General features: G+C 60.2%; 22 protein-coding genes and 2 pseudogenes. 19 read left to right on the top strand and 5 right to left on the bottom strand.

What is annotated here, in order from left to right; genetic code table 11:
* Positions 1-124: 124 nt before the first annotated feature.
* From HJB83_RS23250 to HJB83_RS23240, 3 genes and pseudogenes are all read right to left on the bottom strand, one after another.
* The gene (locus HJB83_RS23250; RefSeq protein ID WP_221133033.1) at positions 125-361 is read right to left on the bottom strand and encodes a hypothetical protein; all 237 of its coding nucleotides are present in this window, start codon (positions 359-361) and stop codon (positions 125-127) included.
* A gap of 221 nt (positions 362-582) precedes the next feature.
* Complete coding sequence (locus HJB83_RS23245) at positions 583-2,460, bottom strand: methyl-accepting chemotaxis protein (RefSeq protein WP_221133032.1); 1,878 nt, start codon at positions 2,458-2,460, stop codon at positions 583-585.
* Positions 2,461-3,049: 589 nt separating this feature from the next.
* Positions 3,050-3,810: pseudogene (locus HJB83_RS23240) on the bottom strand (IS5 family transposase).
* Positions 3,811-3,875: 65 nt separating this feature from the next.
* On the opposite strand from HJB83_RS23240, the pseudogene HJB83_RS34275 reads away from it, so the two are divergent.
* The 9 genes and pseudogenes from HJB83_RS34275 to HJB83_RS23200 form a co-directional block, all read left to right on the top strand.
* A pseudogene (locus tag HJB83_RS34275) lies at positions 3,876-3,965 on the top strand (phosphopantetheinyl transferase); the annotation flags it as partial.
* Positions 3,966-4,417: 452 nt separating this feature from the next.
* Complete coding sequence (locus HJB83_RS23235; protein ID WP_221133031.1) at positions 4,418-5,161, top strand: FadR/GntR family transcriptional regulator; 744 nt, start codon at positions 4,418-4,420, stop codon at positions 5,159-5,161.
* Positions 5,145-6,728 carry an ABC transporter substrate-binding protein gene (locus HJB83_RS23230; RefSeq protein ID WP_221133030.1) on the top strand — a complete coding sequence of 528 codons (1,584 nt, stop codon included), beginning with the start codon at positions 5,145-5,147 and terminating at the stop codon, positions 6,726-6,728. The genes HJB83_RS23235 and HJB83_RS23230 overlap by 17 nt, the downstream gene beginning before the upstream one ends.
* Positions 6,729-6,798: 70 nt before the next feature.
* Positions 6,799-7,758 (top strand): ABC transporter permease, encoded by a 960-nt coding sequence (locus tag HJB83_RS23225; RefSeq protein ID WP_221133029.1) that lies wholly within the window; start codon positions 6,799-6,801, stop codon positions 7,756-7,758.
* A 2-nt stretch (positions 7,759-7,760) separates the two neighbouring features.
* Positions 7,761-8,639 carry an ABC transporter permease gene (locus HJB83_RS23220; RefSeq protein WP_221133028.1) on the top strand — a complete coding sequence of 293 codons (879 nt, stop codon included), beginning with the start codon at positions 7,761-7,763 and terminating at the stop codon, positions 8,637-8,639.
* 19 nt (positions 8,640-8,658) lie between these two features.
* Positions 8,659-9,576 carry a dihydrodipicolinate synthase family protein gene (locus HJB83_RS23215; protein WP_221133027.1) on the top strand — a complete coding sequence of 306 codons (918 nt, stop codon included), beginning with the start codon at positions 8,659-8,661 and terminating at the stop codon, positions 9,574-9,576.
* 8 nt (positions 9,577-9,584) lie between these two features.
* Entirely contained in the window at positions 9,585-10,601 is a 1,017-nt protein-coding gene (locus HJB83_RS23210) for an ABC transporter ATP-binding protein (RefSeq protein ID WP_221133026.1), read from the top strand.
* Positions 10,602-11,555, top strand: coding sequence for an ABC transporter ATP-binding protein (locus HJB83_RS23205; RefSeq protein WP_221133025.1), 954 nt, complete (start codon positions 10,602-10,604; stop codon positions 11,553-11,555). It begins immediately after the preceding gene.
* Between the two features lie 24 nt (positions 11,556-11,579).
* Positions 11,580-12,515 carry a dihydrodipicolinate synthase family protein gene (locus HJB83_RS23200; protein ID WP_221159655.1) on the top strand — a complete coding sequence of 312 codons (936 nt, stop codon included), beginning with the start codon at positions 11,580-11,582 and terminating at the stop codon, positions 12,513-12,515.
* A gap of 47 nt (positions 12,516-12,562) precedes the next feature.
* Here HJB83_RS23200 and HJB83_RS23195 read toward each other — a convergent pair whose 3' ends face one another.
* Complete coding sequence (locus tag HJB83_RS23195; protein WP_221117188.1) at positions 12,563-13,327, bottom strand: IclR family transcriptional regulator; 765 nt, start codon at positions 13,325-13,327, stop codon at positions 12,563-12,565.
* A 193-nt stretch (positions 13,328-13,520) separates the two neighbouring features.
* Between HJB83_RS23195 and HJB83_RS23190 the strand changes: the two genes are divergently transcribed.
* From HJB83_RS23190 to HJB83_RS23150, 9 genes are all read left to right on the top strand, one after another.
* The gene (locus HJB83_RS23190) at positions 13,521-15,095 is read left to right on the top strand and encodes an ABC transporter substrate-binding protein (protein WP_221133023.1); all 1,575 of its coding nucleotides are present in this window, start codon (positions 13,521-13,523) and stop codon (positions 15,093-15,095) included.
* 148 nt (positions 15,096-15,243) lie between these two features.
* Positions 15,244-16,098 (top strand): alpha/beta hydrolase, encoded by an 855-nt coding sequence (locus tag HJB83_RS23185; RefSeq protein WP_221117186.1) that lies wholly within the window; start codon positions 15,244-15,246, stop codon positions 16,096-16,098.
* Positions 16,095-17,705, top strand: a complete 1,611-nt coding sequence (gene ggt, locus HJB83_RS23180) for a gamma-glutamyltransferase (protein WP_221133022.1) — start codon at positions 16,095-16,097, stop codon at positions 17,703-17,705. The genes HJB83_RS23185 and ggt overlap by 4 nt, the downstream gene beginning before the upstream one ends.
* 124 nt (positions 17,706-17,829) lie before the next feature.
* Entirely contained in the window at positions 17,830-18,804 is a 975-nt protein-coding gene (locus HJB83_RS23175; RefSeq protein WP_065282810.1) for an ABC transporter permease, read from the top strand.
* A gap of 4 nt (positions 18,805-18,808) precedes the next feature.
* A complete protein-coding gene (locus tag HJB83_RS23170; protein ID WP_221133021.1) occupies positions 18,809-19,723 on the top strand; it encodes an ABC transporter permease in 915 nt (304 codons plus the stop codon).
* Complete coding sequence (locus HJB83_RS23165; RefSeq protein WP_221133020.1) at positions 19,720-20,697, top strand: ABC transporter ATP-binding protein; 978 nt, start codon at positions 19,720-19,722, stop codon at positions 20,695-20,697. The genes HJB83_RS23170 and HJB83_RS23165 overlap by 4 nt, the downstream gene beginning before the upstream one ends.
* Complete coding sequence (locus tag HJB83_RS23160) at positions 20,694-21,695, top strand: ABC transporter ATP-binding protein (protein ID WP_207584512.1); 1,002 nt, start codon at positions 20,694-20,696, stop codon at positions 21,693-21,695. The genes HJB83_RS23165 and HJB83_RS23160 overlap by 4 nt, the downstream gene beginning before the upstream one ends.
* Before the next feature lie 221 nt (positions 21,696-21,916).
* The gene (locus tag HJB83_RS23155; protein ID WP_207585187.1) at positions 21,917-22,591 is read left to right on the top strand and encodes a L,D-transpeptidase; all 675 of its coding nucleotides are present in this window, start codon (positions 21,917-21,919) and stop codon (positions 22,589-22,591) included.
* Between the two features lie 14 nt (positions 22,592-22,605).
* The gene (locus tag HJB83_RS23150; RefSeq protein ID WP_207584511.1) at positions 22,606-23,142 is read left to right on the top strand and encodes an OmpA family protein; all 537 of its coding nucleotides are present in this window, start codon (positions 22,606-22,608) and stop codon (positions 23,140-23,142) included.
* A 95-nt stretch (positions 23,143-23,237) separates the two neighbouring features.
* Here the strand turns inward: HJB83_RS23150 and HJB83_RS23145 are convergent, their stop codons facing one another.
* Positions 23,238-25,700: a beta-glucosidase gene (locus HJB83_RS23145; RefSeq protein WP_221133019.1), complete on the bottom strand. Its 2,463-nt coding sequence runs from the start codon at positions 25,698-25,700 to the stop codon at positions 23,238-23,240.
* A gap of 148 nt (positions 25,701-25,848) precedes the next feature.
* Here HJB83_RS23145 and HJB83_RS23140 point away from each other — a divergent pair, with 148 nt between their 5' ends.
* Entirely contained in the window at positions 25,849-26,487 is a 639-nt protein-coding gene (locus HJB83_RS23140) for a TetR/AcrR family transcriptional regulator (protein WP_207584509.1), read from the top strand.
* Position 26,488: the final 1 nt, after the last annotated feature.

The raw sequence follows: 26,488 nt of genomic DNA, 5'->3' as shown, positions 1-26,488 counted from the left end.
AACCGGCTCCAACGCTGCGCAAGATGAAAGCTTCGCGTTTCCGCCGGTTGCTCACACCGCGCCACTTGGCGTATTCAAAACCCCCGAGGCTCTAATCGCAGCTGGATGAAAGTTCAGTGGCAGGTCAGTCATCCTGGAATTCATGGTCGAAGACCACGCCCGAATGCTTGAAAGTAAGGTGTATACCCAGTCGGGGCGCGGAAATGTCGTAGGTATCCAATCCTTTATCGAGGGCGACAGCGTTGCCCCAGACAATTCCGAAAGGCTCCACTATCGTCCTGCCAGTCTCGCTATCGAATGCTTGCCCAAGCGCAGCAACGAAACTCTGCGGAGCAGGATATTCCACCGGCGAAGTCGGCATTCGGTCTCCTGACATTATCCCGATTCATGCCTTCAAGGCGGTGGTCATCTCACGCGCGGACAACACCTTCATGACGCTTAGATCGGCGTTGTCTCATTCGCCGACTGATTGGCCCGATCACTTGCTCCGAGGCGGGCCAATACGGGTCCGGAAAACGGCCGACCTGACCATCTCAGCACGTCGCTCCACCTCTGAGGCGAACAATCTGATGTCATCGCGCTTCATCTTTGCGTCACGCGTCGCGGAGTGACCAACCGGATTGGCATGTTGCCTTCGAAGGCCCGGCTGCTGCGCTCCACGCCCGCCGCGTTTTTGTCGCCGTCCAATTGAAATTGACTGACCAGATCCCGCAGACGGCCTGCCTCGGAGGACAAAGAGGCGGCAGCAGCCGTCGACTGCTCGACCATGGCGGCATTTTGCTGGGTCGCCTGGTCCATATGATTGACGGCTGTATTGATCTCGGCAAGGCCAGTCGACTGCTCGCGCGCCGATGTGGCAATCGCATCCATGAGTTGGTTGATCTGTACGACGTATTCACCGATCGACTTGAGCGACGTACCGGTTTCGAGAACCAGTTTCACGCCATTTTTCACGTCGGTTGACGACTTTTGAATAAAGCCCTTGATTTCCTTGGCTGCTTGCGCGGCGCGCTGGGCAAGCTCACGGACTTCCTGTGCGACCACTGCAAAACCTTTGCCGGCCTCACCCGCACGGGCGGCCTCAACGCCGGCGTTCAGCGCCAGGAGGTTGGTCTGGAAGGCGATTTCATCGATTGCACCAATGATGTTCGAAATCTGCTCCGAACTGTCCTCGATGCGTCGCATGGCCTGCTCCGCCTCCGACACGACAGCTGCCGACCGCTGCGCGCTGATATCGGCTTCCAGGGCCACATTGCGTGCCTCGTCGGTACGTTTGGACGCCATCGACACATTCGAGGTGATCTCGTCCAAAGCTGCAGCCGTCTCCTCGAGAGAGGCAGCTTGCTGTTCGGTACGCTTGGAAAGGTCCTGCGCGGCAGAGGCAATCTCACCAGTGCCGTTGTCTATGCTGTGCACCGTCTGCAGCACGGCTCCGATCGTCGCCCCCAATTGCCGGAGCGAGGCGTTGAAGTCTTCGCGCAAGCTTTCGTATTCGGATGCAAATTGTTCCGAAAGCTGGAAAGATATGTCGCCTGCTGCAAGCCGCCGGAGGCCTCCGCCCAATGTTGTCGTTGCGAAGCGCAATTGTTCCGCCTCGCGTTCGGCGCGCTGCTGGGCTGCCGCGCGCACTGCTTCGCTCTCGCTGCGGGATGCAGCCGCTTCCGTTTCCAACCTGACGACATTAAGAGCATTCTGGCGGAAGACTTCGACGGCACCGGCCATTTCGCCAACTTCGTCGGCGCGGCCGGCACCGGGTATGTCGCTATCAAGGTCACCGTCCGACAGACGCCTCATGGCGGAGGCGATGCTTCGGATCGGATTGGCGATGCCGAATATCGCAAACACCATGCCAGCCATGGCGATCAGTACGGCCAGCGCTGCGATTGCGGACGTCAACATGAAAGCGGACGTCGCTGAACCATCGCTGGCGGCCACAAACCCTTCAGCCTGGTTGAGAATAAAAGCGACCAGATCGCCCACAGCCTTGTCCACCAGCTCGGATTGAGGTTCCATATTTTCCTTGAAGAAACGGACTGCGTCAGGCTCCTTCCCGCTGTTCTCAAGTGCGATCATTTGCTCTGCCAATTCGCGATATTTGCCCACTTCAGGCTTGAGCTGATTGATCAGTTCGCGCCCTCGCTCGGTACGGACGCCCTTTTCGTATTCGGTGACGACCTTCTCGACCGCGGCGCCGGCGGCATCGATTTTTTGCCGTGCGACGGTCTGCTCCTCCGCTGTATCCTCCAGAAGGTATTGAGCGTAGACCAGTTTCAGCTCGAGGAAGTTGTCCTTGATTTCGCGAGCGGTCACGAGCCGCTGCATCCAGAACGTCCCAATCTGCTCGGTATTGGCACGGAGTGTCGAAATCGTGCTCAGCGAGACATAGGACAGGCCAACCATGAACAGGCTGATGATCGACAGCTTCACGATCAGGGCTTGCTTGATACTGGGGCGCTTCATGCGGGTCTCCTCGAAGATAACTGGTGCGACCGGCTTGCCGGTTAATGCAAAATCTCGCACCAGATTCAAAAATTTAGTATTAACTAAACAACGGATCCGTGCGGTTTCCAGAAATCTTCTGCGCCGGCCGAAACTTCCGCGATTATTTAAACGCACAACGACCCCAAGTTACTGGAAACTCCAGCAATAAAGCAGCCATAACGAGCGAAAATCGGATCTCAATCTCCGAAAAATGACGCTCGGCCGATCGGGCCAGCGCCGGCTGATGAACGATTGGCGGACTGCGTGCTTGCCGCGCGGTCCTGAGCAGACATACTGGATCTATGCAACAGTCAGAAAATCAACCCGCCGCCATCGAAATTGCGCTCTGGCGATATCCCAAGAAGGAACACGACTGGAACCGCTGGGAGCAGTCGCTTTCACAGGCCGAACGGGATCGGGCGACGACCTACCGATTTGAAGGAGACCGAGCCTCGTTCATTGCCGGCCGCTATCTCTTGCGGCGGCTGTTGAGCGGGTCTATCGGGACAGTGCTAGGCAATGTCGTATTGTCTCCGGACAAGTACGGCAGACTAGGAATTGCGGACAGTTATCTGATCCATAGGACGATAGCCGCGATAATGACGACTGCGAGGTAGTTTTCGGCGGTTTTTTCGAAGCGCGTAGCGACCCTGCGGAACTGCTTGAGTCTTGAGAAGCAGCATTCGATGAGGTGGCGCTGGGCATAGAGATGCTTGTCCAGCGGGTATTTTTGCGCACGGGAAGGATTGTTGGGGATCACCGCCACGGCACCTTTATCGGCGATGGCATTGCGCAGGCGATCGCTGTCGTAAGCGGTGTCGGCCATGACGATGTCGGCGGATAGGCCCTCGATCAGGGCTTCGGCTTGCGGCGCGTCGCCCTTCTGGCCTGCGATAAGTGTGAAGCGGACCGGGCAGCCGAGACCACGCACAGCCATGTGGATCTTGGTGCTCAGGCCGCCGCGAGAACGGCCAAGGGCCTGATCTTCAGCCCCTTTTTTGCGCCGGCAGCGTGCTGATGGGCGCGGATGATGATGGAATCGACGATCAGGTATTCGAAGTCCGGATCGTCCGACATCGCGGCGAACATGCGCCACCAGATGCCCTTCCGGCTCCAGCGGCTGAAACGGCGGAAGACACTGTTCCACTCGCCGAATACTTCCGGCAGGTCACGCCAGGGTGAGCCGGTACGGACAATCCAAAGCACCGCTTCCACAAACATGCGGTTGTCGCGGCCGGACGAACCGCGCGTGCGCTCGTCACCAATGATGTGACGCGATATCCGCTCCCACTGCTCATCCCGAAGGATCAGACGATCCAAAACACCCATGACTGCCTCCAAAAGACAGTCTTGAATCTGATTTGCTAAGCCTTGGGAATCCCAAGAGTCCACACTTCCTAAGGCTCGAGGATCGTGATACGCCGCAATTCAGCCTCGCCAACACCGACGGGCTTGTAACGGTCGCTGTCGCTTCAGGATGTGATCGCCGGCGATGCTGCAATGCCGATCACGACCAAAGCTGTCGTGGCAAACAGGCTATTCCTGTAAATTCCCGATACAACATTAGAAACATTCAAAAAAACACGCGCCATTCTTGGTCCCTTCCTCACGGATGCGGGCGGAACCTATGGAGCGGTACAAGCCTTGTCAACATAAGGTGATTATTTTAGTCATCTTTTACCGATGAAATCCACTGCCTCCACACTCCCGAGTAGGTTGCACGCGTCACCGAGGCTCAGCAGGCGCCCTACCTTGTGTTTCAACTGCATAGCCGCGACATCGAAGTGGGGAGGGCTCTCGCCGGGACGCTGTTTTTCGCGGGCGATGTGGCTGCAACGACGTTGCTAGATGGGCCCATCAGCCTAACCATTTGACAGATATCCTACAAGTATATATGCAACAAGCATCTTATCGGCGATGCGAGAAAGTGACCGGCATGACATTGAAATCGATGAAGCCGCTGACGCGCGCGCCGCTGCTGCATGTCTCCGTTCAGGAAAGTCTGCGCGCCTATATCGATGACAACGGCCTTGCGCCCGGAACCCTGCTTCCGGCCGAGGGCGAGCTTGCCACCCAGCTCGGTGTCAGCCGCAATTCGCTGAGGGAAGGCATCAAGGCATTGGAATCGCTCGGCGTGCTGGAGACACGGCGCGGTGTCGGCATCTTCGTGAAGGCGTTTTCCTTCGAGCCGCTTCTCGACAACCTCGCCTACGGCCTCGGCGGCGCCCTGCGGCAGATCGAGGAGGTGCTCGAGATCCGGCGTACGCTGGAAGTGGGATTGATCGGCAAGACGATCGACGTGATCGAGGAAGAGGACATCGCCGAACTGCGCGCCACCGTCGGTCGAATGCGCGCCCATGCCGAGCGGGGCGAAACCTTTGCGGCAGATGACCAGCTGTTCCACCGGCTGCTGTTTCGCTGCCAGGACAATGAAACGCTCGTACGGCTGATCGATGTCTTCTGGCTCGCCTTCTACAAAGCGTCCGATTTCGTCAACCTTGAAAATCCCGATCCGATGGCGACCTGGCGCGATCACGCCGCGATCGTCGATGCGATCGAGGCAAAGGATCTGGAGGAGGCGCGCAGACGCCTGGATCGTCACTACGAGGGCATTGCCCGGGTGATTGCCAACAACAAGACAAGTTCAAACATGGGAGGAACACATGAAAAGACTGTCTAGATTATCCGTTATCGCGCTTGGCGCCCTTCTGTCGACGGCTGCCGTTTCGGGCGCTGCAATCCAGGCTCAGGCCGCCACGCTGTCTGGCGGCTTCGATGTCGGCCCCGGCGGCTTCCAGGGCAACTTCAATCCGCTTGCCGCGACCGCTGGGTTTACCTGGCTCAGCATCTACTACGAACCGCTGATCACCTATGACGAGAAGCTGCAGAAGGTCGTCGGGGCGCTGGCAAGCTCCTACGAGATCAGTCCGGACCAGATGACCTACACGTTCAAGCTGGCGGACGCCAAATGGCATGACGGCAAGCCCTTCACCGCCAATGATGCGAAGTTCACCATGGGGCTTGCCATGGATGCGAAGACCGGCTCGGTGCTCGCAGCCCGGCTGAAGGGCATATCATCCGTTGAGACGCCGGACGATCACACGGTTGTCATGAAGCTCAGCGCACCCAGCAGCAGTTTTCTCGACACGATGACCAAGGTGATGATGCTGCCCGAGCATGCGCTCGCCTCGACACCAGCCGACCAGTTGGCGAAAAGCACGTGGTGGTCCACCGCGCCGATCGGCACCGGCCCGTTCAAATTCACCAAATACGTCTCGGATCAGTATGTCGAGCTTGCCGCAAACACCGATTATCGCGGTGGCAAACCGGCACTGGAACGCGTCATCAATCGCTATTTCGCCAACCCGGCCGCAGCGATCGCGGCGCTGAGATCCGGCGAAATCCAGTTCACCTATGTCGATTCCAACGACGTGCCGACCTTCAAGGACAACAAGGACTTCAAGGTCATCGAAGGCAACTCTTTCGTCGTCAACTATCTGGGATTCAACCACGATTCCCCGATCTGGAAGGATGTGCGCGTCCGCCAGGCGGTGATGTACGCGGTCAATCGCGATGCCATCATCCAGAGCCTTTATGGCGGCGCGGCCAAGCCGGCCAACTGCGCCTATGTCGCCGAACAGCTGATACCCCAGGGCATCGACGCCTACGCCTATGATCCTGAGAAGGCCAAGCAGTTGCTGAAGGAAGCCGGCTGGGACCAGATCAACGGCGGCAAACCGATCACGCTTCTGACCTATTATACCACGCCGCTTGCCACCAACGTCCTTGCCGCCGTTCAGGCGATGCTTGCTGAGGTCGGCATCAACATCGTGCCGCGCGCCGTCGATGCGCCGACCTATAACAGCATCGTGCTCAATGCGACGCCGGATATTGCGCAGTTCCAGATGGTTTACGCCGGGCTGCAGAACGGGCCGGACGCCGGAAGCATCAATGTCGGCCTCAACGAGAAGCAGATCCCTCCGGCCGGACCGAACGTCGCCAGAGTTCGTATGCCCGATCTCACCAAGGCACTCGATAGCGCGCTTGCCGAGCCCGACAGCGCCAAGCGGGATGCGGCCTACCAGAATGTCTGCAAGGTGATGAACACGAACCTGCCCTGGGCGACGCTCTGGGTGGCAAACCGTTACGGCATCGTCTCGACCAAGGCGAAGGATTTCGTCTGGACGCCGGCGCCGGGCGGCGGCCCCTACCAGGCCGACCCGCAGAAATGGTCGATCGCCGAGTAGGCGTTTTCCGCAAAGCCGTGAGGGTGGCTTCGGCCACCCTGACAAGAAGGCCCGACGAGACGGATTGGCGATGCTCCGATACAGCCTTAGACGCCTGATCATAGGAATAGGCATGCTCGTCGCCCTGAGCATGCTGATTTTCCTGCTGCTGCGCCTGACGCCCGGCGATCCGATCGATGCCTACATCGATCCAAACCTGCCGATGTCGCCGTCAGATCTTGCCGATCTGCGCAGAAGGCTCGGGCTCGACCAACCCTTGCCCATTCAGTACTTGGGTTGGTTGCAGCAAGCGCTGACGGGCAATCTCGGCTATTCGATCAAGCGTCTCGACCAGCCGGTTCTCAGTCTGGTGCTGTCGCGGATCGGGCCGACGGTGCTGTTGATGGGCACCGCACTTGCCTTCGCCATCGTCGTCGGCATCACCTGCGGGGTGATCGGCGCCGTCCGCCGCAATTCGCTTGCCGATCTCTCCTTGTCGGTCGTCGCCCTTGCCGGCATTTCGAGCCCGGCATTCCTCAGCGCCCTGATCGGCCTTTATATTTTCTCCGTCCGGCTGCACTGGATGCCGTCGGGTGGCATGCTGACGCCCGGCGAGGAATTCTCGGTGGGCGACCTCCTTCACCATCTGATCCTGCCGGCCGCCCTTCTGTCCGTTGCGCAAGCCGCATTGATCATGCGCTACATGCGCGCCTCGCTACTCGAAGTCCTAAACCAGGATTACGTGCGCACGGCCCGTGCCAAGGGCGTTGTCGAATTCTGGGTCATCACCAAGCATGCTTTGCGCAATGCGCTTCTTCCGATCGTTACCCTGATCGGCTCCACCATCGGGCTTGCCATCGGCGGCGCCATCTTCATCGAGAGCGTCTTCAACTGGCCGGGGATGGGCCTCTTGCTCGTCGATGCCGTCCAGACTCGCGACTACCCCGTCATCATGGGTGCGACGCTCGTCATCGGCACTTGCGTTATCGTCGTCAATCTTCTGACCGACATCACCTATGCGGTCGTCGACCCGCGTATCAAGGTGGGCTGATCATGCTGGCACGCTCCCCTCAACGCCGCAGCCCGGGGCCACTTGCCCGCGCCTTCGGCCGCTTTCTGCTCAACCACGCAGCCGTTGCCGGCGTCTGTATTGCCATTCCAATGCTGCTGTTGATCCTCTCCTATCCGCTATGGTGGGCGTTCAAGCCGAACGACATCGATCTTCTGGCGATGAATAGCGGCCCGACGGCAACGCATTGGTTCGGAACCGACGGCGTCGGTCGCGATGTCTTTGCGCGCGTGCTCGAAGGCGGCCGGATTTCGCTCCTGGTCGCCGTCGCATCGACAGCACTTTCCGCGGTCATCGGCTTTCTCTTCGGAGCCATCTCCGCACTTGCAGGACGTTGGACGGACGCCGTCTCGATGCGTTTCGTCGATCTGGTGATGACCCTGCCGCCCGTCATCTTCCTGCTGGTGCTCGCCTCGATTGCCGGCACCGGCATCTGGCCGACTGTGCTGGTCATCTCGCTGCTGTCCTGGCCGCTGCTGGCGCGCATGATCCGCTCGCGGCTGCTGGAATTGCGTGAGCGCGACTTCGTCATGGCCGCCCGCGGCATGGGCGCCGGCATCGGACATCTGCTCTTCCGTCACGGCCTGCCGAACTCGATCGATATCCTCGTGGTCTATGCAACGCTGCAGATCGCCAATGCCATCCTGCTTGAGGCGGGCCTGTCCTTCCTCGGTCTCGGCATCGCGCCGCCGGCGGCGAGTTGGGGCAACATGCTGAACGCGGCCCGCTCGACGGCAGTGCTCGAACAATATCCCTGGCAATGGCTCTTCCCCGGCGGAGCACTCATCCTTGCCGTGCTTGCTATCAACTTCATCGGCGATGGCCTCAGAGATGCCTTCGACCCGCGTGCCGAATTGAACTGATCATCGAAAGAAAGAGAAAATGACCAAATTCAAGGGTGTCGTCCCCCCCGTCGTAACGCCGCTCAATCCGGATCTCACCGTCGACTACCCTTCCTATACCAGGGTGCTGGAACATCTGATCGATGCCGGCTGCCACGGCGTATTCGTGCTCGGCTCGACGAGCGAAGTGATCTTCCATGACGAAAAGACCCGTCGCGAAATCATCGAGCATTCGGCCAAGGTGGTGAATGGCCGCGTGCCGCTGATCGTTGGCGTCATCGATCCGACCACGGATCGGGTCATCGCCCATTCAAAAGTCGCAAAGGCCGCCGGCGCCGACGCCGTGGTGGTAACGGCACCCTTTTACACGGTCACCAGCCAGTCCGAGATCCTCGACCATTTCCGTTATGTGAGAGACGCGGTGGATGTCCCGTTGGTCGCCTATGACATTCCCGTTTGCGTTCACGTCAAGCTGCAGCGCCAGACCGTCGTCACGCTTGCGAGCGAAGGCGCCATCATCGGCCTCAAGGATTCCAGCGGCGACGACGGCAACTTCCGCTATGCGCTGCTCGATCTCGCCGAATACAAGGACGTCTTCCTGATGACCGGCTCCGAGATCGTCGTCGACACCGCCCTGCTGATGGGCGCTCACGGCGTTGTTCCCGGTATCGCCAATGTCGATCCGCACGGCTATGTGCGCCTCTGGGAAGCCGCCCAATGCGGCGACTGGGCCGCAGCTAGGAAGGAGCAGGAGCGCCTCTGCCGCCTCTTCGAAATCGTTTGGGTCGCACAGGGCCGGGTCAGCGGCGGCGCATCGGGCATCGGCGCCTTCAAGACCGCCATGCAGCGCCTCGGTATTATCGACACCGCCGTCATGCCGCGTCCGCGTGCCTCGCTCAATGACGCGGAAACGGCGCGGATCGACGAGATCCTGCGCGCAACCGGTCTGTTGAACTGAGCGAACCGATGGAACAGGCGGCCGGACCGGTACTCGACATCAGGGGATTACGAACGATCTTCCGCATCCGCGGCGGCGAAATCACGGCGGTCAACGATATCGACCTGACCGTCGCCGCCGGCGAGACGCTGGCGCTCGTCGGCGAATCCGGCTCCGGCAAGTCGGTCACCAGTCTGTCGGTCATGCGGCTTCTCACCCGCAACATCGGTGTGATAGCTGCCGGCAGCATCCGCCTGACGACGAGGGGCGGCGCGGTCCGGGATCTCGTTTCGCTTGATGAAGAGAGCATGCGCAAGATCCGGGGCGACGACATGGGCATGGTGTTCCAGGAGCCGATGTCGAGCCTCAATCCGGTTTTCACGATCGGCGACCAGATATCCGAACCGATCCGCATCCATCGCGGTGCAAACCGGAAGGCGGCGATGGACGCAGCCGTCACGCTGCTTGAAAGCGTCGGTATACCGGACTCCGGACGCCGTGCCGGCCAATATCCGCATGAATTGTCGGGCGGCATGCGGCAGCGCGCGACGATCGCCATGGCGCTCGCCTGCGATCCGACGCTGCTGATTGCCGATGAACCGACGACAGCGCTCGACGTGACGATCCAAGCGCAGATTCTCGATCTGCTGCTCAAACTGCAGCGCGAGCGCGGCATGGCCATGCTCTTCGTCACTCACAATCTCGGCGTGGTCGCCGAAATCGCCCATCGCGTCGCGGTGATGTATGCCGGCCGCATCGTCGAAGAAGGGCCGGTCGGCGAGGTTTTCCGCAATCCGAGGCATCCCTACACGATGGGTCTTCTCGCCTCCATGCCGCGCCTCGGCGACGCCGCGCGGATGAAGCAGGCCGGCGAAAGGCTCGCCGCCATTCCCGGCATGGTTCCAAGCCTGATGAACATGCCGAGCGGCTGCGCCTTTTCCCCACGCTGCAAGTTCGCAATCGATGCCTGTCGCGCCGCCGTTCCCGCGCTCGCACAGATCAATCCGCAGCACCACAGCCGCTGCATCAGATGGCAGGAGATTTAGATGAGCGCGCCGCTGCTCTCCGTCCGCGACCTCTCGAAACATTATGTCTCCCGCGGTACGCGGCTGAACATTCTTGAGGGCATCTCCTTCGATATCGGCAAGGGTGAAGTGGTCGGGCTTGTCGGCGAATCCGGCAGCGGAAAGACCACGATCGGCCGTTCCGTCCTCCGGCTTGTCGAACCTTCGTCGGGCAGCGTGCGCTTCGACGGCAATGAACTCACAGCACTTTCCGCCTCTGCGCTCAGGCGGCAACGGCCGCGCATGCAGTATATTTTCCAGGACCCTTTCGCCAGCCTGTCGCCGCGCATGACGATCGGTGAAATCCTGACGGAGGGCCTGAAGATCCAGGGGATCGGCACCGCTCGCGATAGGCTGGAACGGGCCCGGTCGGCCTTGGCCCAGGTCGATCTGCCCGCCGATGCGATCAATCGGTATGCGCATGAGTTTTCCGGTGGCCAGCGCCAACGCATCGGGATTGCCCGTGCGTTGACCTTGTCGCCCGAATTCATCGTCGCCGACGAGCCTGTCTCGGCGCTCGACGTATCGATCCAGGCGCAGGTGATCAACCTGCTTCGCGAGTTGCAGCAGCGGCTTGGCCTGACCATGCTGTTCATCTCGCATGACCTCGCCGTCGTCGAATATATCTGCGACCGGGTGATCGTGCTTTATCTCGGCCGCATCATGGAGATCGCACCGAGTGCCGATCTTTACGCGCGACCGCAGCATCCCTATACGCGCGCCCTTCTCTCGGCGATTCCATCGCCCGATCCGGATGCCCGCCGTGACAGGCAGATCCTTAAAGGCGATATTCCAAGCCCGGCCGATCCGCCGAGCGGATGCGTCTTTCGCACCCGCTGTCCGAGTGCGCTCTATGCCTGTGCCGGCGCCGTTCCTCCATTGCGGGAAATCGCGCCCGGCCATTTCAAGGCCTGCATCCGCGACGACCTCACCTGATCCGTCATCCATCGGGGAAAACAGATGAATGCGAAGACGCCGCATCCGGCCATCGGCGGAAACTGGGCGAGCCTGCTTCTGCCGATCGCAGCCGACGACAGCATCGAATTCGATAAGCTCGCCGAAGAGATCGACATCCTCATCGATGCCGGTGTCGACGGCATCTATTCGAACGGCACTGCTGGCGAATTCCACAATCAGACGGAGGAGGAATTCGACAGGATCCAGACAATGCTGGCCGAACGCTGCGAGGCTTCCTCCATGCCATTCGTGATCGGCGCCTGCCAGCCCGACCCGCGGATCATGCTCAATCGCGTCCGCCGTGCCGCCGCGCTCGATCCCCGCGCCATTCAGGTCATCTTGCCCGACTGGTGGCCGCTTACCGATGCCGAAGCGGTCGACTTTTTGAAACGGGCGGCCGTCGTCGCCGACGGAATTCCGCTCATCCTCTACAATCCGCCGCATGCAAAACGGGTGCTGGCGCCAAAGGAGTTGGGCATGGTCTGCGCGGCAGTGCCGGAGGTGACCGGCATCAAGCTCGCCGACGGCGACGCTTCCTGGTATGCCGAAACACGCCGGCATCTGTCCGGGCTTTCGCTCTTCGTCCCCGGCCATCATCTCGCAACCGGCATCAAGCAAGGCGTCGCAGCAGGCTCCTTTTCCAATGTGGCCTGCCTTAGTCCCCGCGGTGCTCAGACCTGGACACTCTCGATGCGAAGCGATCTCGACGCCGCACTCGAACTGGAACGACACATCTGCATGTTTATGGACGCGCATATCGTCCCCTTTCGCCAGGATTTCGGCTATTCGAACGCCGCTCTCGACAAGCTTTTGTGTGCCATCGGCAATTGGGGACCGGTGGGCACCCGCTTACGCTCTCCTTATCAATCGATAGACTCGGCAGAAGCGGTCAGGTTGCGACGCATCGCACGCTCCGAACTCCCCGATCTTTTCCCCTGAATTTGCTTAAAGAAGGGGCTTTCCGATATGGCGCAGAACGAAAAGCTCTACCATCCCAGCCGGGCCGATATCTTGCTGGAGGCCTCCTTCAGCAGAACGATGAAGCGGTCGACGTCGCTTTTTTGCGTGCGAAAGGCGGGGGCGCCGACATTCACCGCGGCGATCACGGATCCGTCGAATGCCAGAACCGGCACTGAGACGGAGACGAGTTGCTCGCTGACTTCACCGTAACTCACACAAAATCCCTGGCGGCGGATTTTATCCAATTCAGCAACCAACTTGCTGCGATCCGTGATGGTGCGCTTGGTCAGCCGCGGCAAAGTCTCGGGGATCATTTGCAACTGCACCTGGGGGTGGAGATAGGCGAGAAGCACCTTGTACGAGCCGGCGGTGAGCGGTCGTCTTCGACCGATCATCGCCTGTACCCGCAAGTCGCGCATCGGTTCGAACTTTGCAATGCACAGGGATTCGCCATTGTCGATGATCCTGAGCTGGGTCGTTTCGTTCGCCTTCTGGCCAACTTCTTCAAGAACAGGATTGGCTATTCGCACCAGATCAACCTGTGTCGAGGCGGCAGTCCCGAGAATGATCGCAGTCGTCCCCAGCCGGTAAGTGCCTGTATCGCTCTTCCGCACCAGGCCGCGCCGTTCCAGTGTGCGTAACATGCGCAAAATTCTCGGCTTGGTTTCCCCGAGGTTCTGCGCCACCTCAGTCAATCTGATATCCGGGTTTTTGGCGACATTTAGCAAGACGTCGATGCAGACATCAACAGACTGCACGATATCGCTTTTTGACGGTTGTCTTTTGTCCATGGGACCAGAATTTTTTCCGCGACAGAGGTTGAAGGCATGGCATAGTTTGAAGTTACACCTATCGTAACGCGCTTGTTTTCCGTTTGACACCCCCCTTGAGGGGCCCTTACCAATTTGTGTCGAGAGTGGACGGGAACCTGCTCGTACCGACCAAGCAAGGTCGGCCTAAAAACGCTAAACCGGGATTGAAGAAATGGCCGTAAAAACATTGACGCGAGCAGCTATCGGGCTGTTCGGCACGATTGCTATTCCTGCAATGGTCGTCGCACAGGAAACCCCGCTGACGATCGGGATGTCGACGACGCCGACGACGCTCGACCCCCATGAAGACAGTTCGGCGCCCAACAATGCGACCTCGCGCCATATCTGGGACAGCCTCATAAACCTCACCGGAACGTCGGCAAATGCGCCGGAACTCGCCACCGAATGGAAGGTCGTCGACCCTACCCACTGGGAATTCAAGCTGCGAAAGGGCGTGAAATTCCATGACGGCAGCGAGTTCAACGCCGATGACGTCATCGCTTCGCTTCTGCGTGCCCGCGACATGCCCAGCCAGAGCTTTGCTTCCTACACACGCAATATTGTGAACGTCACGGCCACGGATCTCTATACCATCGTCGTCGAGACGAAGGTTCCGGATCCGATCCTGCTGAATTCCGTCAGCCGAATTCGCATTATCAGCGCCGATTGCAAGGAGGCGCCAGTCCAGGATTTCGACAACGGCAAGTGTGCAATCGGAACCGGGGCATATTCCTTCGTCTCCTATTCGCCAGGCAGCAACCTGACCTTGAAGCGCAATGACAGCTATTTCGCTGGCCCCTCGCACTGGTCGAACGTCACGCTCCGCTTCCTGCCCGACGATGGCGCCCGTCTGGCATCGCTTCTCTCCAACGAGATCGACATTGTCGAAACCCTTCCTGCCGATGGAATGGCACGCGTGGAAGCGAGCGATAATCTGCAAGTCATCAACGGCCTGTCTTCCCGCTTCGTTTATCTTGGCCTCGATGTCAGCCGCGATGTTTCACCTTTCGTGAAGGCTGCGGATGGCTCCGATCTCGACAAGAACCCGCTCAAGGATGAGCAGGTGCGTCGCGCAATGCTGATGTCGATCAACCGGCCGGCAATCGTCGACCGCGTCATGCAGAAGAACGGCACGGTGGCCGACCAATTCGTCGCCCAAGGCTATGCCGGCTATTCCGAAAAAGTCGAGAAGGTGGGCTATGATCCTGCCGCCGCCAAGGCGCTTCTGGCCGAGGCCGGTTATCCGGATGGCTTCAGCCTGACCCTGCATGGTCCCTCTGGCCGTTACGTCAAGGATGCCGAAGTTCTGCAGGCGGTCGGCCAGATGTTCACGCGCATCGGCATCAAATCGAAAGTCGAGGTCCTGCCCTGGTCGATGTATTCGGAAGCCTATTCGAAAGGCGCCTACAGCACCTATTTCGGCTCCTGGGGTGTCAACACCGGCGAAACCACCAATCCGACTGTTGCGCTGGTCGCCACGCGCGACGAGAAAAAGGGGACCGGCAGATATAATGGCGGCGGCGTGTCCGATCCGCAGATCGACGAGGTGCTGGCCAAGGCGAGTTCGACGCTCGATGAAGCTGCACGCGCGCCCCTTCTCCAGGAGCTGTCGATTGAGACCTTCAACAACCTCTGGCTCCTACCGATGCATTACGAAAATGTCGTGCTGGGTGCCAAGAAGACCGTGTCCTACACTCCGCGCGGCGACAAATATACGCTCGCTTACGACGTGAAGCCGGCGGACTGATGCATGTCGTCCAAAAGCGTGCAGCGGTTTTGAGACAAATTAAGATTTGAAGTGCGTCGCATCGATCCATTCGATGCGACGCGGTTTTAAAACAGCAGCATGGGGCCGCACCAGAGCCGTCCCTTTCTTCATCTTCCAGGAGACATTCATGCAGGAACTTGGAACGGGCGAAGCCGTCGCCCGGGCGAAGGCCATCTATGACTATGGCCAGACGGCCATCTTCGCCTCTCAGGCCGATCCCCGCCTCCATATGGTGCTTTATGTGCCACCGACGGCGGCAGATGGCCGCGAGCTCGACCTCCTGGTCGCGGTCCACGGCACCGGGCGCACGTCGGCCATCGACTTCCGCGACGGTTTTGCCGAATTCGGGCTCTACAACGACTGCGCCATCCTTTGCCCAATCTTCCCGGTTGGCGTTCTCGGCGATGGTGCGCGTTCCGGCTACAAGTTCCTTGAGGAAGGCGACATCCGTTACGACCAGGTCGTCCTCGCCATGGTCGCGGAGATGGCCGACAAATACCGCCAGGACTGGTCCAAATTCGCCATGTTCGGCTTCTCCGGCGGCGGGCATTTCGTGCACCGTTTCACCATCCTGCATCCGGAAAAACTCTGGGCGGCATCCATCGGCGCACCTGGTTCCGTCACCCTTCTGGATCCGACGCGTGACTGGTGGGTCGGCATTCGGGATCTGGAGGCGCGCTTCGGCAAGCCCTTCCGGCCCGAAGATCTCGCCAGGGTGCCGGTGCATATGATCGTCGGCGATGCCGATCTGGAGACCTGGGAAATCACCCACAAGCCGGGCGGCAAATATTATATGGACGGCGCCAACGACGCCGGCAACACCCGGCCCGAGCGCCTTGCCGCCCTGGCGAACTCATTCCGCAAAGCGGGTGTCGATGTGACATTCGATCGTGTTCCGGGTGTCTCTCACGACCGGATGAAGGTTCTCGGTCACGTCAAGGCCTTCCTGGCAAAGGTGCTGGAGGAGCGGCTCGCGAAATGAGAAATGCAACGATCGTAGCGCCTCAGCCGGAGGCAGTCGAAGCCGGGGCGGAAGTTCTCGAACGCGGCGGCAATGCCATCGACGCAGCACTCGCCTGTGCTTTCGTCCAAGGGGTGGTCGACCCGCAGATGGCCGGCATCGGCGGCTTCGGCTCGATGCATGTCTACATGCCGAAAAAGGGCGTGCACGAGATCCTCGAATTTTATGCGCGCGCGCCGTTGATGGCTGCACCGGACATGTGGCTCGACAAGATCAAGCACCAGAGCCGCGACGGCTTCGGCTACGTGCTTGAAGGCAATATTTCCGATATCGGCTACCTTGCCGTCTGCACCCCCGGCTCGCTCAAGGGCTATGAGACCGCGCTGCGCGACTACGGCACCTTCGATTGGGCCGATCTCATCAAGCCGGCCATCCACCTTGCCCGTAACGGTTTCATGATCCGAAACCACATGCACTGGTATTGGGCCAAGGACCAGTCGAACGACGGCTTTGCCAACACGCTCGACAAGCTGCGCTTTTCTGCAACGGGCCGGAAAACCTATTTCCACGACGACGGCACGCTCAAGAATGTCGGCGACCTGCTCGTCAACAAGGACATGGCCGAGACCCTCGAACGCATCGCGCGAAGCGGCGACTCGGACATTTTCTATCACGGCGAACTGGCCGAACAGATCGCCGACGATTTCAAGACACATGGCGGCTTGATCGATCGGGAGGATCTGGCGCGTTACGAATTATCGAAGGTAGAGCCGGTTTGGGGCGACTACCGCGACAACCGCATTGCTACCTCACCTCCGCCAGGCTCGGGCTTCTCGATGCTCGAACTCCTGCATATCATGGAGCAGTTCGATGTCGGCTCGCTGCAGCATGGCAGCGCCGAACATGTCCGCATCCTGTTCGAAGCGATGAAGCGGATGACGATCGACAAGGACGCGCATATGGGCGATCCCGCCTATGTCGACGTGCCCTATGAAAAGCTGCTGTCGAAAGAGCATGCAAAGGCGCATGCCGGCGCGATCAAGGCGGGCGAGATCGCCAGTGTTTCGCGTCCTGATGGCTCACAGCGCGACACTACCCACATCTCGGTGATCGATAAGGACGGCAATGCAGTCGCGATGACCCACACCCTCGGCAGCCCCTCGGGCGCGATCACCGACGGCCTCGGCTTCATGTATAATGGCACGATGAGCCGCTTTAATCCGCTTCCCGGCAAGCCCGGGTCGATCGCGCCCGGCAAGCGGCGTCCCAGCTCGGCTGCACCGACGATCGTCTTCAAGGGCGACGAGCCCAGCATCGTCATCGGAGCGCCAGGCGGCAGCTATATCGCGCCGGCCGTTGCGCAATCCCTGATGAACATGATTGATTTCGACATGTCCGTGCTCGAAGCCGTCTCGGCGCCAAGGATTGTAGGGGTGTCAAACACGATCGACATCTGCAATCGGATTCGACACTCCGTCGAAGACGGACTGCGGGCGCAGGGCTACCAGGTGGCGCGGTCGCCGCAGACATACGCGTTCGCCGCAGTCCACGCGATCAAGATTGACGGCGGCATCTCGAAAGGCGCGGCCGATCCGCAGCGCGACGGGATGGCGATCTCCGTCGGCTAAAGCATGTCGCGCAAAAGTGCGCAGCGGTTTTGCGACAACGACATGCGTGAAAACAACGACGTCGATCAAAGTGTTACAGCGTCCTTCGCGGCTCTCGGAAGACGCGCGCTGGAGGGAGAGTTCAATGGTCACATCCATTATCAGGCGGTTGATACAGGCGCTGTTCGTCATTGTCGCGATGACGATCATTGTCTTCATCGGCGTCAATGTGATCGGCAACCCGGTCGACATCCTCATCAACCCGGACGCCAATCAGGCGGAGCGGGCACTGGTTATCGCCCATTACGGTCTGGATCAGCCGCTGTGGAAACAGTATCTGCTGTTTCTCCAAGGACTTCTGCATGGGGACTTCGGCAACAGCTTCGTTTATGGGCGGCCGGCGCTGGGTCTGATCCTCGAACGTCTCCCGGCGACGCTCGAACTGGCGATCACGGCTCTCGGCATCGCGCTGCTTTTCGGCTTGCCGCTTGGGCTGTATGCAGGGCTCTACCCCAATCGGATTTCCTCCAAGCTGATCATGAGCGGCTCGATTCTGGGCTTCTCACTTCCGACCTTCTGGGTCGGCCTCATGCTGATCATGGTGTTTTCCGTCGAGCTCGGCTGGTTGCCGACGAATGGCCGCGGCCCAACGCGGGAACTGCTTGGTGCACAATGGTCGTTTCTGACCGGAGACGGCATCCGGCATCTCTTATTGCCGGCCTTCAACCTGGCTCTGTTCAAGACGTCGCTCATTCTTCGGCTGACCCGCGCCGGTGTACAGGAGGTTCTTCCCCAGGACTATGTGAAGTTTGCCCGCGCCAAGGGATTGCGAGAGCGGCGGATCATTTCGGTGCACGTTCTCAAGAACCTGATGATACCGGTGGTGACCATCATCGGTCTCGAGTTCGGCTCACTGATCGCCTTTTCGGTCGTCACCGAAAGCATCTTTGCGTGGCCGGGCATGGGCAAGCTCATCATCGACTCCATCAACCTTCTCGATCGCCCCGTCATCGTCGCCTACCTGATGATGATGGTGCTGCTCTTCGTTGTCCTCAATTTCATCATCGATATCTGTTATACCCTTCTGGATCCTCGGGTCCGGCTGGAAGGAAAGGCTTGACCCCATGGCCGAACCAAACACGCAAGACACAAGCGCTCCAACGCCCGAACCCGGTCGTCTGTCGAAAGGGATCGCGGATTTCTTCAGCTCTCCGGCAGCCGCGATCGCATTCCTCACGCTGGTGATCATCTGTTGCCTGGCGTTGCTCGCGCCATGGATTTCCCCGCAAAATCCCTATGATTTGATGCAGCTCGACATCATGGACGGGCGACTGCCGCCGGGGTCCGAATCCATGACCGGGCTCGTCTATCACCTCGGTACCGACAGCCAGGGCCGCGATATTCTGTCCGGCATCCTCTATGGCCTGCGCACCTCGTTACTGGTGGGCGTTCTGTCGGCTTTCGCTGCTGCCATTATCGGAACCTCTGCCGGGCTGTTCGCCGCTTACATGGGAGGGCGCACGGAAACCGCAATGATGCGGCTCGTCGACCTGCAGCTGTCTTTTCCCACCATCTTGATGGCGCTCATGATTCTCGCCATCCTCGGCAAGGGTGTGTCCAACGTCGTGATCGCACTGATTATCGCCGAGTGGGCGACTTATGCCCGCACGGTCCGCGGCACCGCTCTGGTCGAGCGCGAAAAGGAATATATCGAGGCGGCCCGGATGCTGCGCCTGCCCGGATGGCGCATCCTCTTCAGGCACCTGCTGCCGAACTGTCTTGCGCCGGTCATCGTCATAGCCACCATGCAGATCGCCAGGGCGATCAGCCTCGAAGCAACCTTGTCCTTCCTCGGTCTCGGTGCATCCGTGACCGAACCCTCGCTCGGCATGCTGATCTCGACCGGCTACCAGTATCTTCTGACAGGCCTCTACTGGATCAGTTTCTTCCCAGGCATTGCCCTTCTGGTCACGATTGCGGCGATCAATCTCGTCGGCGACCGGCTACGCGATGTCCTCAACCCGAGGAACATGTCATGACCCCGTTGCTGCAAGTGAGCAATCTCGTCACCGAATTCGGCGACGGCAGGGGACGCCCCAGCCTTTGCGCCGTCAATGATGTGTCGTTTACGGTGGAGCGCGGCAAGGTCCTTGGTCTTGTGGGAGAATCCGGATCCGGAAAATCGGTGACCGGCTTCTCGATCATGCGGCTTCTCGATAAACCCGGCCGGGTTGCCGGCGGCAGGGTCATCTTCGACGGCGCCGACATTGCGAAATATTCGGACGAGGAGATGCGGCAGCTACGCGGCAAGCGGATCGCCATGGTATTCCAGGATCCGATGATGACGCTCAATCCGGTCCTGACGGTCGGGACGCAGATGGTGGAAGCCGTCCAGGCACATGAGCGTGTCTCAAAGGATGCCGCCAGGCAGTGGGCGCGGGATGCTTTGGCGCTGGTCGGAATACCAACCCCTGAAGAAAGGCTTGCCGCCTACCCACATCAGTTTTCCGGCGGAATGCGCCAGCGCGTGGCGATTGCCATCGCGCTTCTTCACAAGCCGGACCTTATCATTGCCGATGAACCGACAACAGCGCTGGATGTGACGATCCAGAGCCAGATCATTTCCGAATTCCAGAAACTCACCGAAGGGGGAAATACGGCGGTGATCTGGATCACCCACGATCTGGCGATCGTCTCAAGATTGGCCGATGAGATCGCTGTCATGTATGCCGGCCGCCTCGTCGAGACCGGACCGGTGGGCAAGGTTCTGACCGATCCCCACCATCCCTACACTGCCGGCCTGATCGCTTCCGTTCCTTCGCAAAACAGACGCGGAGAGCCGCTTCGCCAGATCCGCGGCATGACGCCGGCGATCAACCGCCTCCCACAGGGATGCAGTTTTCGTACGCGCTGTGATCGGGCAACCGACGGCTGTCTGGTCATGCCGGCGCTCATGCCGGAAGGTGATCGCTCCTTCCGCTGCATTCACCCCGTAACGAAAGAGATAGCATGATGACCGCCATGCCCCTGATCGAAGCGAGGAACGTGTCGCAGCGCTTCGGAGCCAAGCCCGACCTGGCCGCCAAGATCGCGCTCAAGCTCAAGCTGGCCAAACCGGCGCCTGTCGTTCACGCACTTGATGATGTCAGCCTCAGCATCCGGCCTGGAGAGGTTGTCGGCCTTGTCGGCGAAAGCGGCTGCGGAAAGTCGACGCTTGGCCGCGCCATTGCAGGGATCACCTCGCCGAGCCAGGGCCACATTCTCTGGAAGGGGATGGACCGAAGCGCCATGTCGAAAGGCGAGCAGCATCAGTTCGGTCTCGCCAGCCAGATGATCTTCCAGAACCCGATGGCGGCTCTCAATCCGCGAATGACCGTCGAGGAGCTTATCTGGGAGGCGCCTCGAACACATGGGCTTGCCCGCTCGACGGAACGCGACGCCTATGTCGACAGATATTTGATGCTGGCCGGTTTCAACCCGGCCATGAAAAAGCGATACCCGCACCAGTTTTCCGGTGGCCAGCGGCAACGCGTCAACATTGCGCGCGCGCTTGCCGTGCAGCCGAAATTCCTCGTCTGTGACGAAAGCGTCGCGGCGCTCGACGTTTCCATCCAGGCCCAGGTCATCAACCTGTTCATGGAACTTCGTGACAAGCTCGACCTGACCTATTTGTTCGTCAGCCATGATCTCGGCGTCGTGGAACATATTTCCGACCGCGTTGCGATCATGTATCTCGGCCGCATCGTCGAAGAGGCGCCCGTCGAGGAAGTTTTCAGGCGGCCCAATCATCCTTACACGAAAGCGCTCTTGGCCGAGGTGCCGCGCATCGAACCCGGCAAACGACAGTTCAAGCCCGTCGATGGCGAACTCCCCAGCCCGATAAACCCGCCGAAAGGCTGTCACTTCCATCCGAGATGCCCATTCGCGATGGACCGCTGTCATATGGAAGTGCCGGTGAAAAAGGAAATTGCACCGGGGCATCTGTCGGCTTGCCATCTCAATGATGAATGATCTCAAACGACAGGACCGCTGACAGCGATCTGTTTGTGCAAGTGGTTCGCGGGTTTGTAGGCGTGGCGTCATCTTGGATGAGTAACGATTTGAGCAAAATTTATCCAGAAGGCCGGCAACTCGACCCCGGCCCTGAGGGAAGGGAAGAATTTTCTGTTGTCGCAAATGAAAAATCTGTTTTACTGATTTTCACTGCTGTGGCTTTAAGGGGGATATTGTCGATGGTGGGGACCCGCAGGGATATTTTGCTTGGTGGTTTGGCGTTACTTGGCGCCGGTGCAGTCGGGAAACCGGCGCTCGCCGCGGCGTCTTCCTATTTTGGTGGCACGATCGTCGATAATGGCGTGACGTTCCGAGGGACCAACTTCGCCAAGATCGACAAACAGTGGCACCGCCAGGTCGTCAAATACTTCAGCAGCGAGCCGATCGGCACCGTCGTCGTCGATACAAGGCACCATTTTCTTTACGTGATTATGGAGAACAAGACCGCCATCCGCTACGGCGTCGGCGTCGGTCGCGAGGGCTTCAAATGGTTCGGCCGCGCCACGATCGATGCCAAATCGCTTTGGCCGCGCTGGACGCCGCCGCCGGAGATGCGCAAGCGCCATCCAGAACTGCCGGAATTCGTGGCGGGAGGCTCCCCGAAGAACCCGCTTGGCCCGCGCGCCATGTACCTGCATCGCGACGGCGTCGACACCGGCTATCGCTTCCATGGCACGCTTGAGCCCTGGAGCATCGGCAAGGATGCCTCCAGCGGCTGTATCCGCATGTTCAACGAGGACGCCATCGATCTTTACCAGCGCTGCCCCATCGGCACGGCCGTACAGGTTCTCCCGCATATCGCCGACCAGGCTGAAAGCACCACTCAGGTCAGCCAAACAACTCCGGTCGAATAAGGAATATCACCCTGATGTCTATCACGACCGGATACACGAGACGCCTTCTTGCTGCCGCCATGCTCCTGGGGCTTGTGGCCTGCTCCACCACAGAAATCGCCTCCCTGGAAGAACCCACCGCAGCGCCGATGACCGGCCAGACCAACGATCCCGCGCCCGGTTTCGAAAAAGTGGCGGCGGGCAGCGAAGAGGATTTTATCCTCAATGTCGGCCGGCGGATCTACTTCAAGCAGGACTCCGCCGCGCTCGATTCCGTCGCCATGGCAACCCTGGATAATCAGGCCAATTGGCTCAACAGGAACCCGACCTGGCTGCTCAAGCTGCAGGGATTTGCCGACGATTCCGGTTCCGCTTCGAAGATGGAGACGCTGTCGCAGAAGCGCGCCGATGCGGCAATGGCCTATCTCACCTCGAAGGGGGTGGACGCCAAGCGCATGTGGGCCAGGGGCTACGGCAACGATCGCGAAGTTCGCGACTGTACGGATCGCTCCTGCAAGGTGCAGAACAGGCGCGTCGTAACCAATCTCCGCACCCAGCCCGACGCGGTCTGATCGCAGGTCGAACCACGCGACCGTCTCTTCGAAGGCGGACGGCTGAGGGTACCGACAAGGCCCGGGTCGACTATAAAGGGGCTTTGCCGCCACCGTTAGTGAGACGGCGGCAGCACGTAGCTGGATGGGGACGGCAGCTCGACGACGAACTTGATATCCGCGGCATTCGCCGCCACGACCAGCTGATAATCGCCCGGTTCGGCCCGAAAGGCGCCGGCCCAGACGTCGAAATAAGCGAGATCGCGCGGCAGGATCTTCATTGTGACCGTGCCGGTCTCACCGGGCTGCAGCGATAACTTTGCGAAGGCGCGCAGTTCCTTGTCCGGCCGCTCCACTTTGGTCTTCGGTGAACGCACATAAAGCTGCACCAGTTCCGATCCCGCCCGGTCGCCGATATTGGTCAGATCGACACTGACAGTCACGCCTTCGGCGCCCATTTCGCTGGCCGAAAGCCGCGGCGCACCCCAGTCAAAGCGCGTATAGCCAAGGCCGAAGCCGAAGGGGAAGAGCGGCTCGACGGCGCGTATGTCGTGATGACGGTAGCCGACGAAGACGCCTTCGGCATAGCGTACATGCCCATCCTTGCCGGGATAGACGATGGGATCGCCAGTGATGGCGGAATTGTCGGCCAGCGCCTTCGGGAAGGTCTGCGGCAGGCGCCCGCCGGGCTCGGCATCGCCGAACAGGATATCGGCGACGGCATTGCCCAGTTCCTGCCCCGGATACCAGATCTGCAGCACGGCGCGAACCTTGCCGAGCCAGGGCATTTCCACCGGGCCGCCGGTCTGCAACACGACCACGGTGTTGGCGTTGACAGCCGCAACCCGCTCGATCAGTTCCTCCTGCCGGCCGGGAAGCCGCATGTCGGGCAGGTCCAGACCCTCGGTATCCCATTCGCCATCGCGGCCGACGAAGAGAAGCGCAACATCGGCATTGCGGGCCGTCTCGACGGCTGCCCCGATATCGGCCTCGCCGAGCGGCTTTTCCAGACCGAAACGGACGGCGATGAGGTTGATGCCCTCCCCGCTCGCGGTAGACGGCTCATACTCGACGGTAACCGCATAGTCCCGGCCGGCTTCGAGCGTCAGGGTGCCGCGCTGCTCGTCATTGGCTGTGCCGAAATAGTTCTCACCGCGCGTCCAGCCATCATGGCCGTCGACCGTCAGCACAGCATCGACGAAGAGCCGCGCCAGGCCGGCATTGGTCATGCCGAAGACATGATCACCGCTCTCCTCGGGCACGAATTGCATCGTCATCCGGGCCGAGAAATCTGCGGGGTCGAGTTCGCCCGACGGCAGCTCGAACCAGAAGAACTCGCCCTTGTCGACGGTCTCGACATGCAGCGGATTGCCCTGACAGCCACGCCCCTTGAAATATTCGACGGTGATCTTTCCCTTGAACACGTCGATCAGACGGTTGTGGCGGCAGCCGACCGCATGGCTGATGCTGTTGGCATAGGAAAGCGCGGCCCGAATGCCTTCGAGCGGGCTAACCGTATAATGCGCCGCCATCTGCGCACTGCCGCCGCCCATGACACGCGCGCTTGCGGCATTGGGGCCAATAACGGCAATCCGGTCGAGCGAGGTCTTGGCAAGCGGCAGGATGCCGTCGTTCTTGAGGAGGACCGCGCCTTCCGCGCCGAGGCGCCGGATCAGTGCCCGGTCTTCAGGCAGATCGATCGCCTGCTCGGTGAGATCGGGCTTCTTCTCGAAGGCGCCGACCCGCTCGAGCAGACGCAACATGCGCCGCGCCGCCGCCCGCACAATGGCGGCCTCAACCTTGCCCTCGCGCACGGCGGCAACCAGCTTCTCGCCGCGATCGCGCGCCGGACCCGGCATTTCAAGATCGAGACCGGCGTTGATCGTCTCTTCAGTCGAATGCGATCCGAACCAGTCGGACATGACGATCCCGTCAAATCCCCATTCCTCACGCAGCACCTTGGTCAGCAGCCAGTGATGCTCGCTCGTATAGGTGCCGTTGAGGCGGTTATAGGAAGACATGACGGCCATCACGCCGGCGCGGCGGACGGCCTGTTCGAAGGGCGGCAGATAGATTTCGCGCAACGTCCGCTCGTCGATATCGGAGGACATGGTCTGCCGCTCGATCTCGGATTCATTGCCGGCGAAGTGCTTGATCGTCGCCGCGATCCCCTCGCCCTGGACGCCGTCGATATAGGCGACGGCGAGTTCGGCGGTCAGCATCGGATCTTCGGAATAACATTCGAAATTGCGTCCGTTGAGGCCGGAGCGATGGATATTCACCGTGGGCGCCAGCAGTACCGCCGCACCCTTGCTCTTTGCCTGACGCGCCAGCGCCACACCCATCTGCCGGACGAGATCAGGATTCCAGGTGGCGCCGAGGGCGACGCCGACGGGAAAACAGGTCGCCTTGACGCCGGCGACCAGTGAGCCGGCGCCGCGGGCGCCATTCGGCCCGTCTGTCACCTTGATCTTCGGTACGCCGAGACGCTCGACAGGAACGGTCGTCCAGAAATCGGCGCCGGATAGCAGGGAGACCTGCTCCTCGAGCGTCATCTGGTCGAGAATGGAATCGATCATGCAAACCTCCCAAGAAAATCTTTAAACCTACCGATTACTCGGTATTTTTAAGATGTCAATCGGGCAAGCCTGATGTATGGATGAAGAGCACCGGAGAAATCAGTTGAGGCGCGCGCCGATCGCCGCTCCAAGAGGCAGGCAAGAGACGATGGCGGAATTATCAGAACAGAAGACCGGACAGGACGAAAAGCGGCAGCGTCGATCCACCAAGGGCGAAGCCCGCCGCGCGGAAATCCTGACGGCGGCGATGCGGCGCTTTGCCGAAGACGGCTACCAGAATGCCGCCATCGCCGACATCGCCCGGGATGTCGGCCTGTCGCTGCCCGGTCTTCTGCACCACTTCCCGACCAAGGTCGATCTCCTGCTCGCCATCCTCGCCAGGCGCGATCTCGAAAGCGCGGATTTCATCGGGCACTACCGCTCCGATCTCAGCGGCCTGCTCAAGGGCATGATTGCAGTCTTCCGCCGCAACGCCGAAATGGTCGAGGTGGTCAGGGCCTTCGCCATCCTGAATGCTGAGAGCCTGATGAAGGATCACCCCGCCAAGCCATGGTTTCTCGCTCGCGCCACCCAGATGCAGAACGATGTCGCCTCGACCTTCGAACGAGCCATCTCAGATGGCACGATCGACGCCAAGATCGATGGCGAGGCGATGGCCGCCGAACTGATCGCCGTGATGGACGGCCTTCAGATGCTCTGGCTGCGCGATCCCACCCGCTTCGACATGGTCGGCGGCCTGGAAGCCTATGTCGGCCGGCTGTTGGCAAGCCTCGGTTTGGAAGACTGAT

It is taken from the genome of Rhizobium sp. NZLR11 (genome assembly GCF_019685115.1).
Taxonomy (GTDB): domain Bacteria; phylum Pseudomonadota; class Alphaproteobacteria; order Rhizobiales; family Rhizobiaceae; genus Rhizobium.
This window is presented reverse-complemented; position numbering and strand designations above follow the sequence as displayed.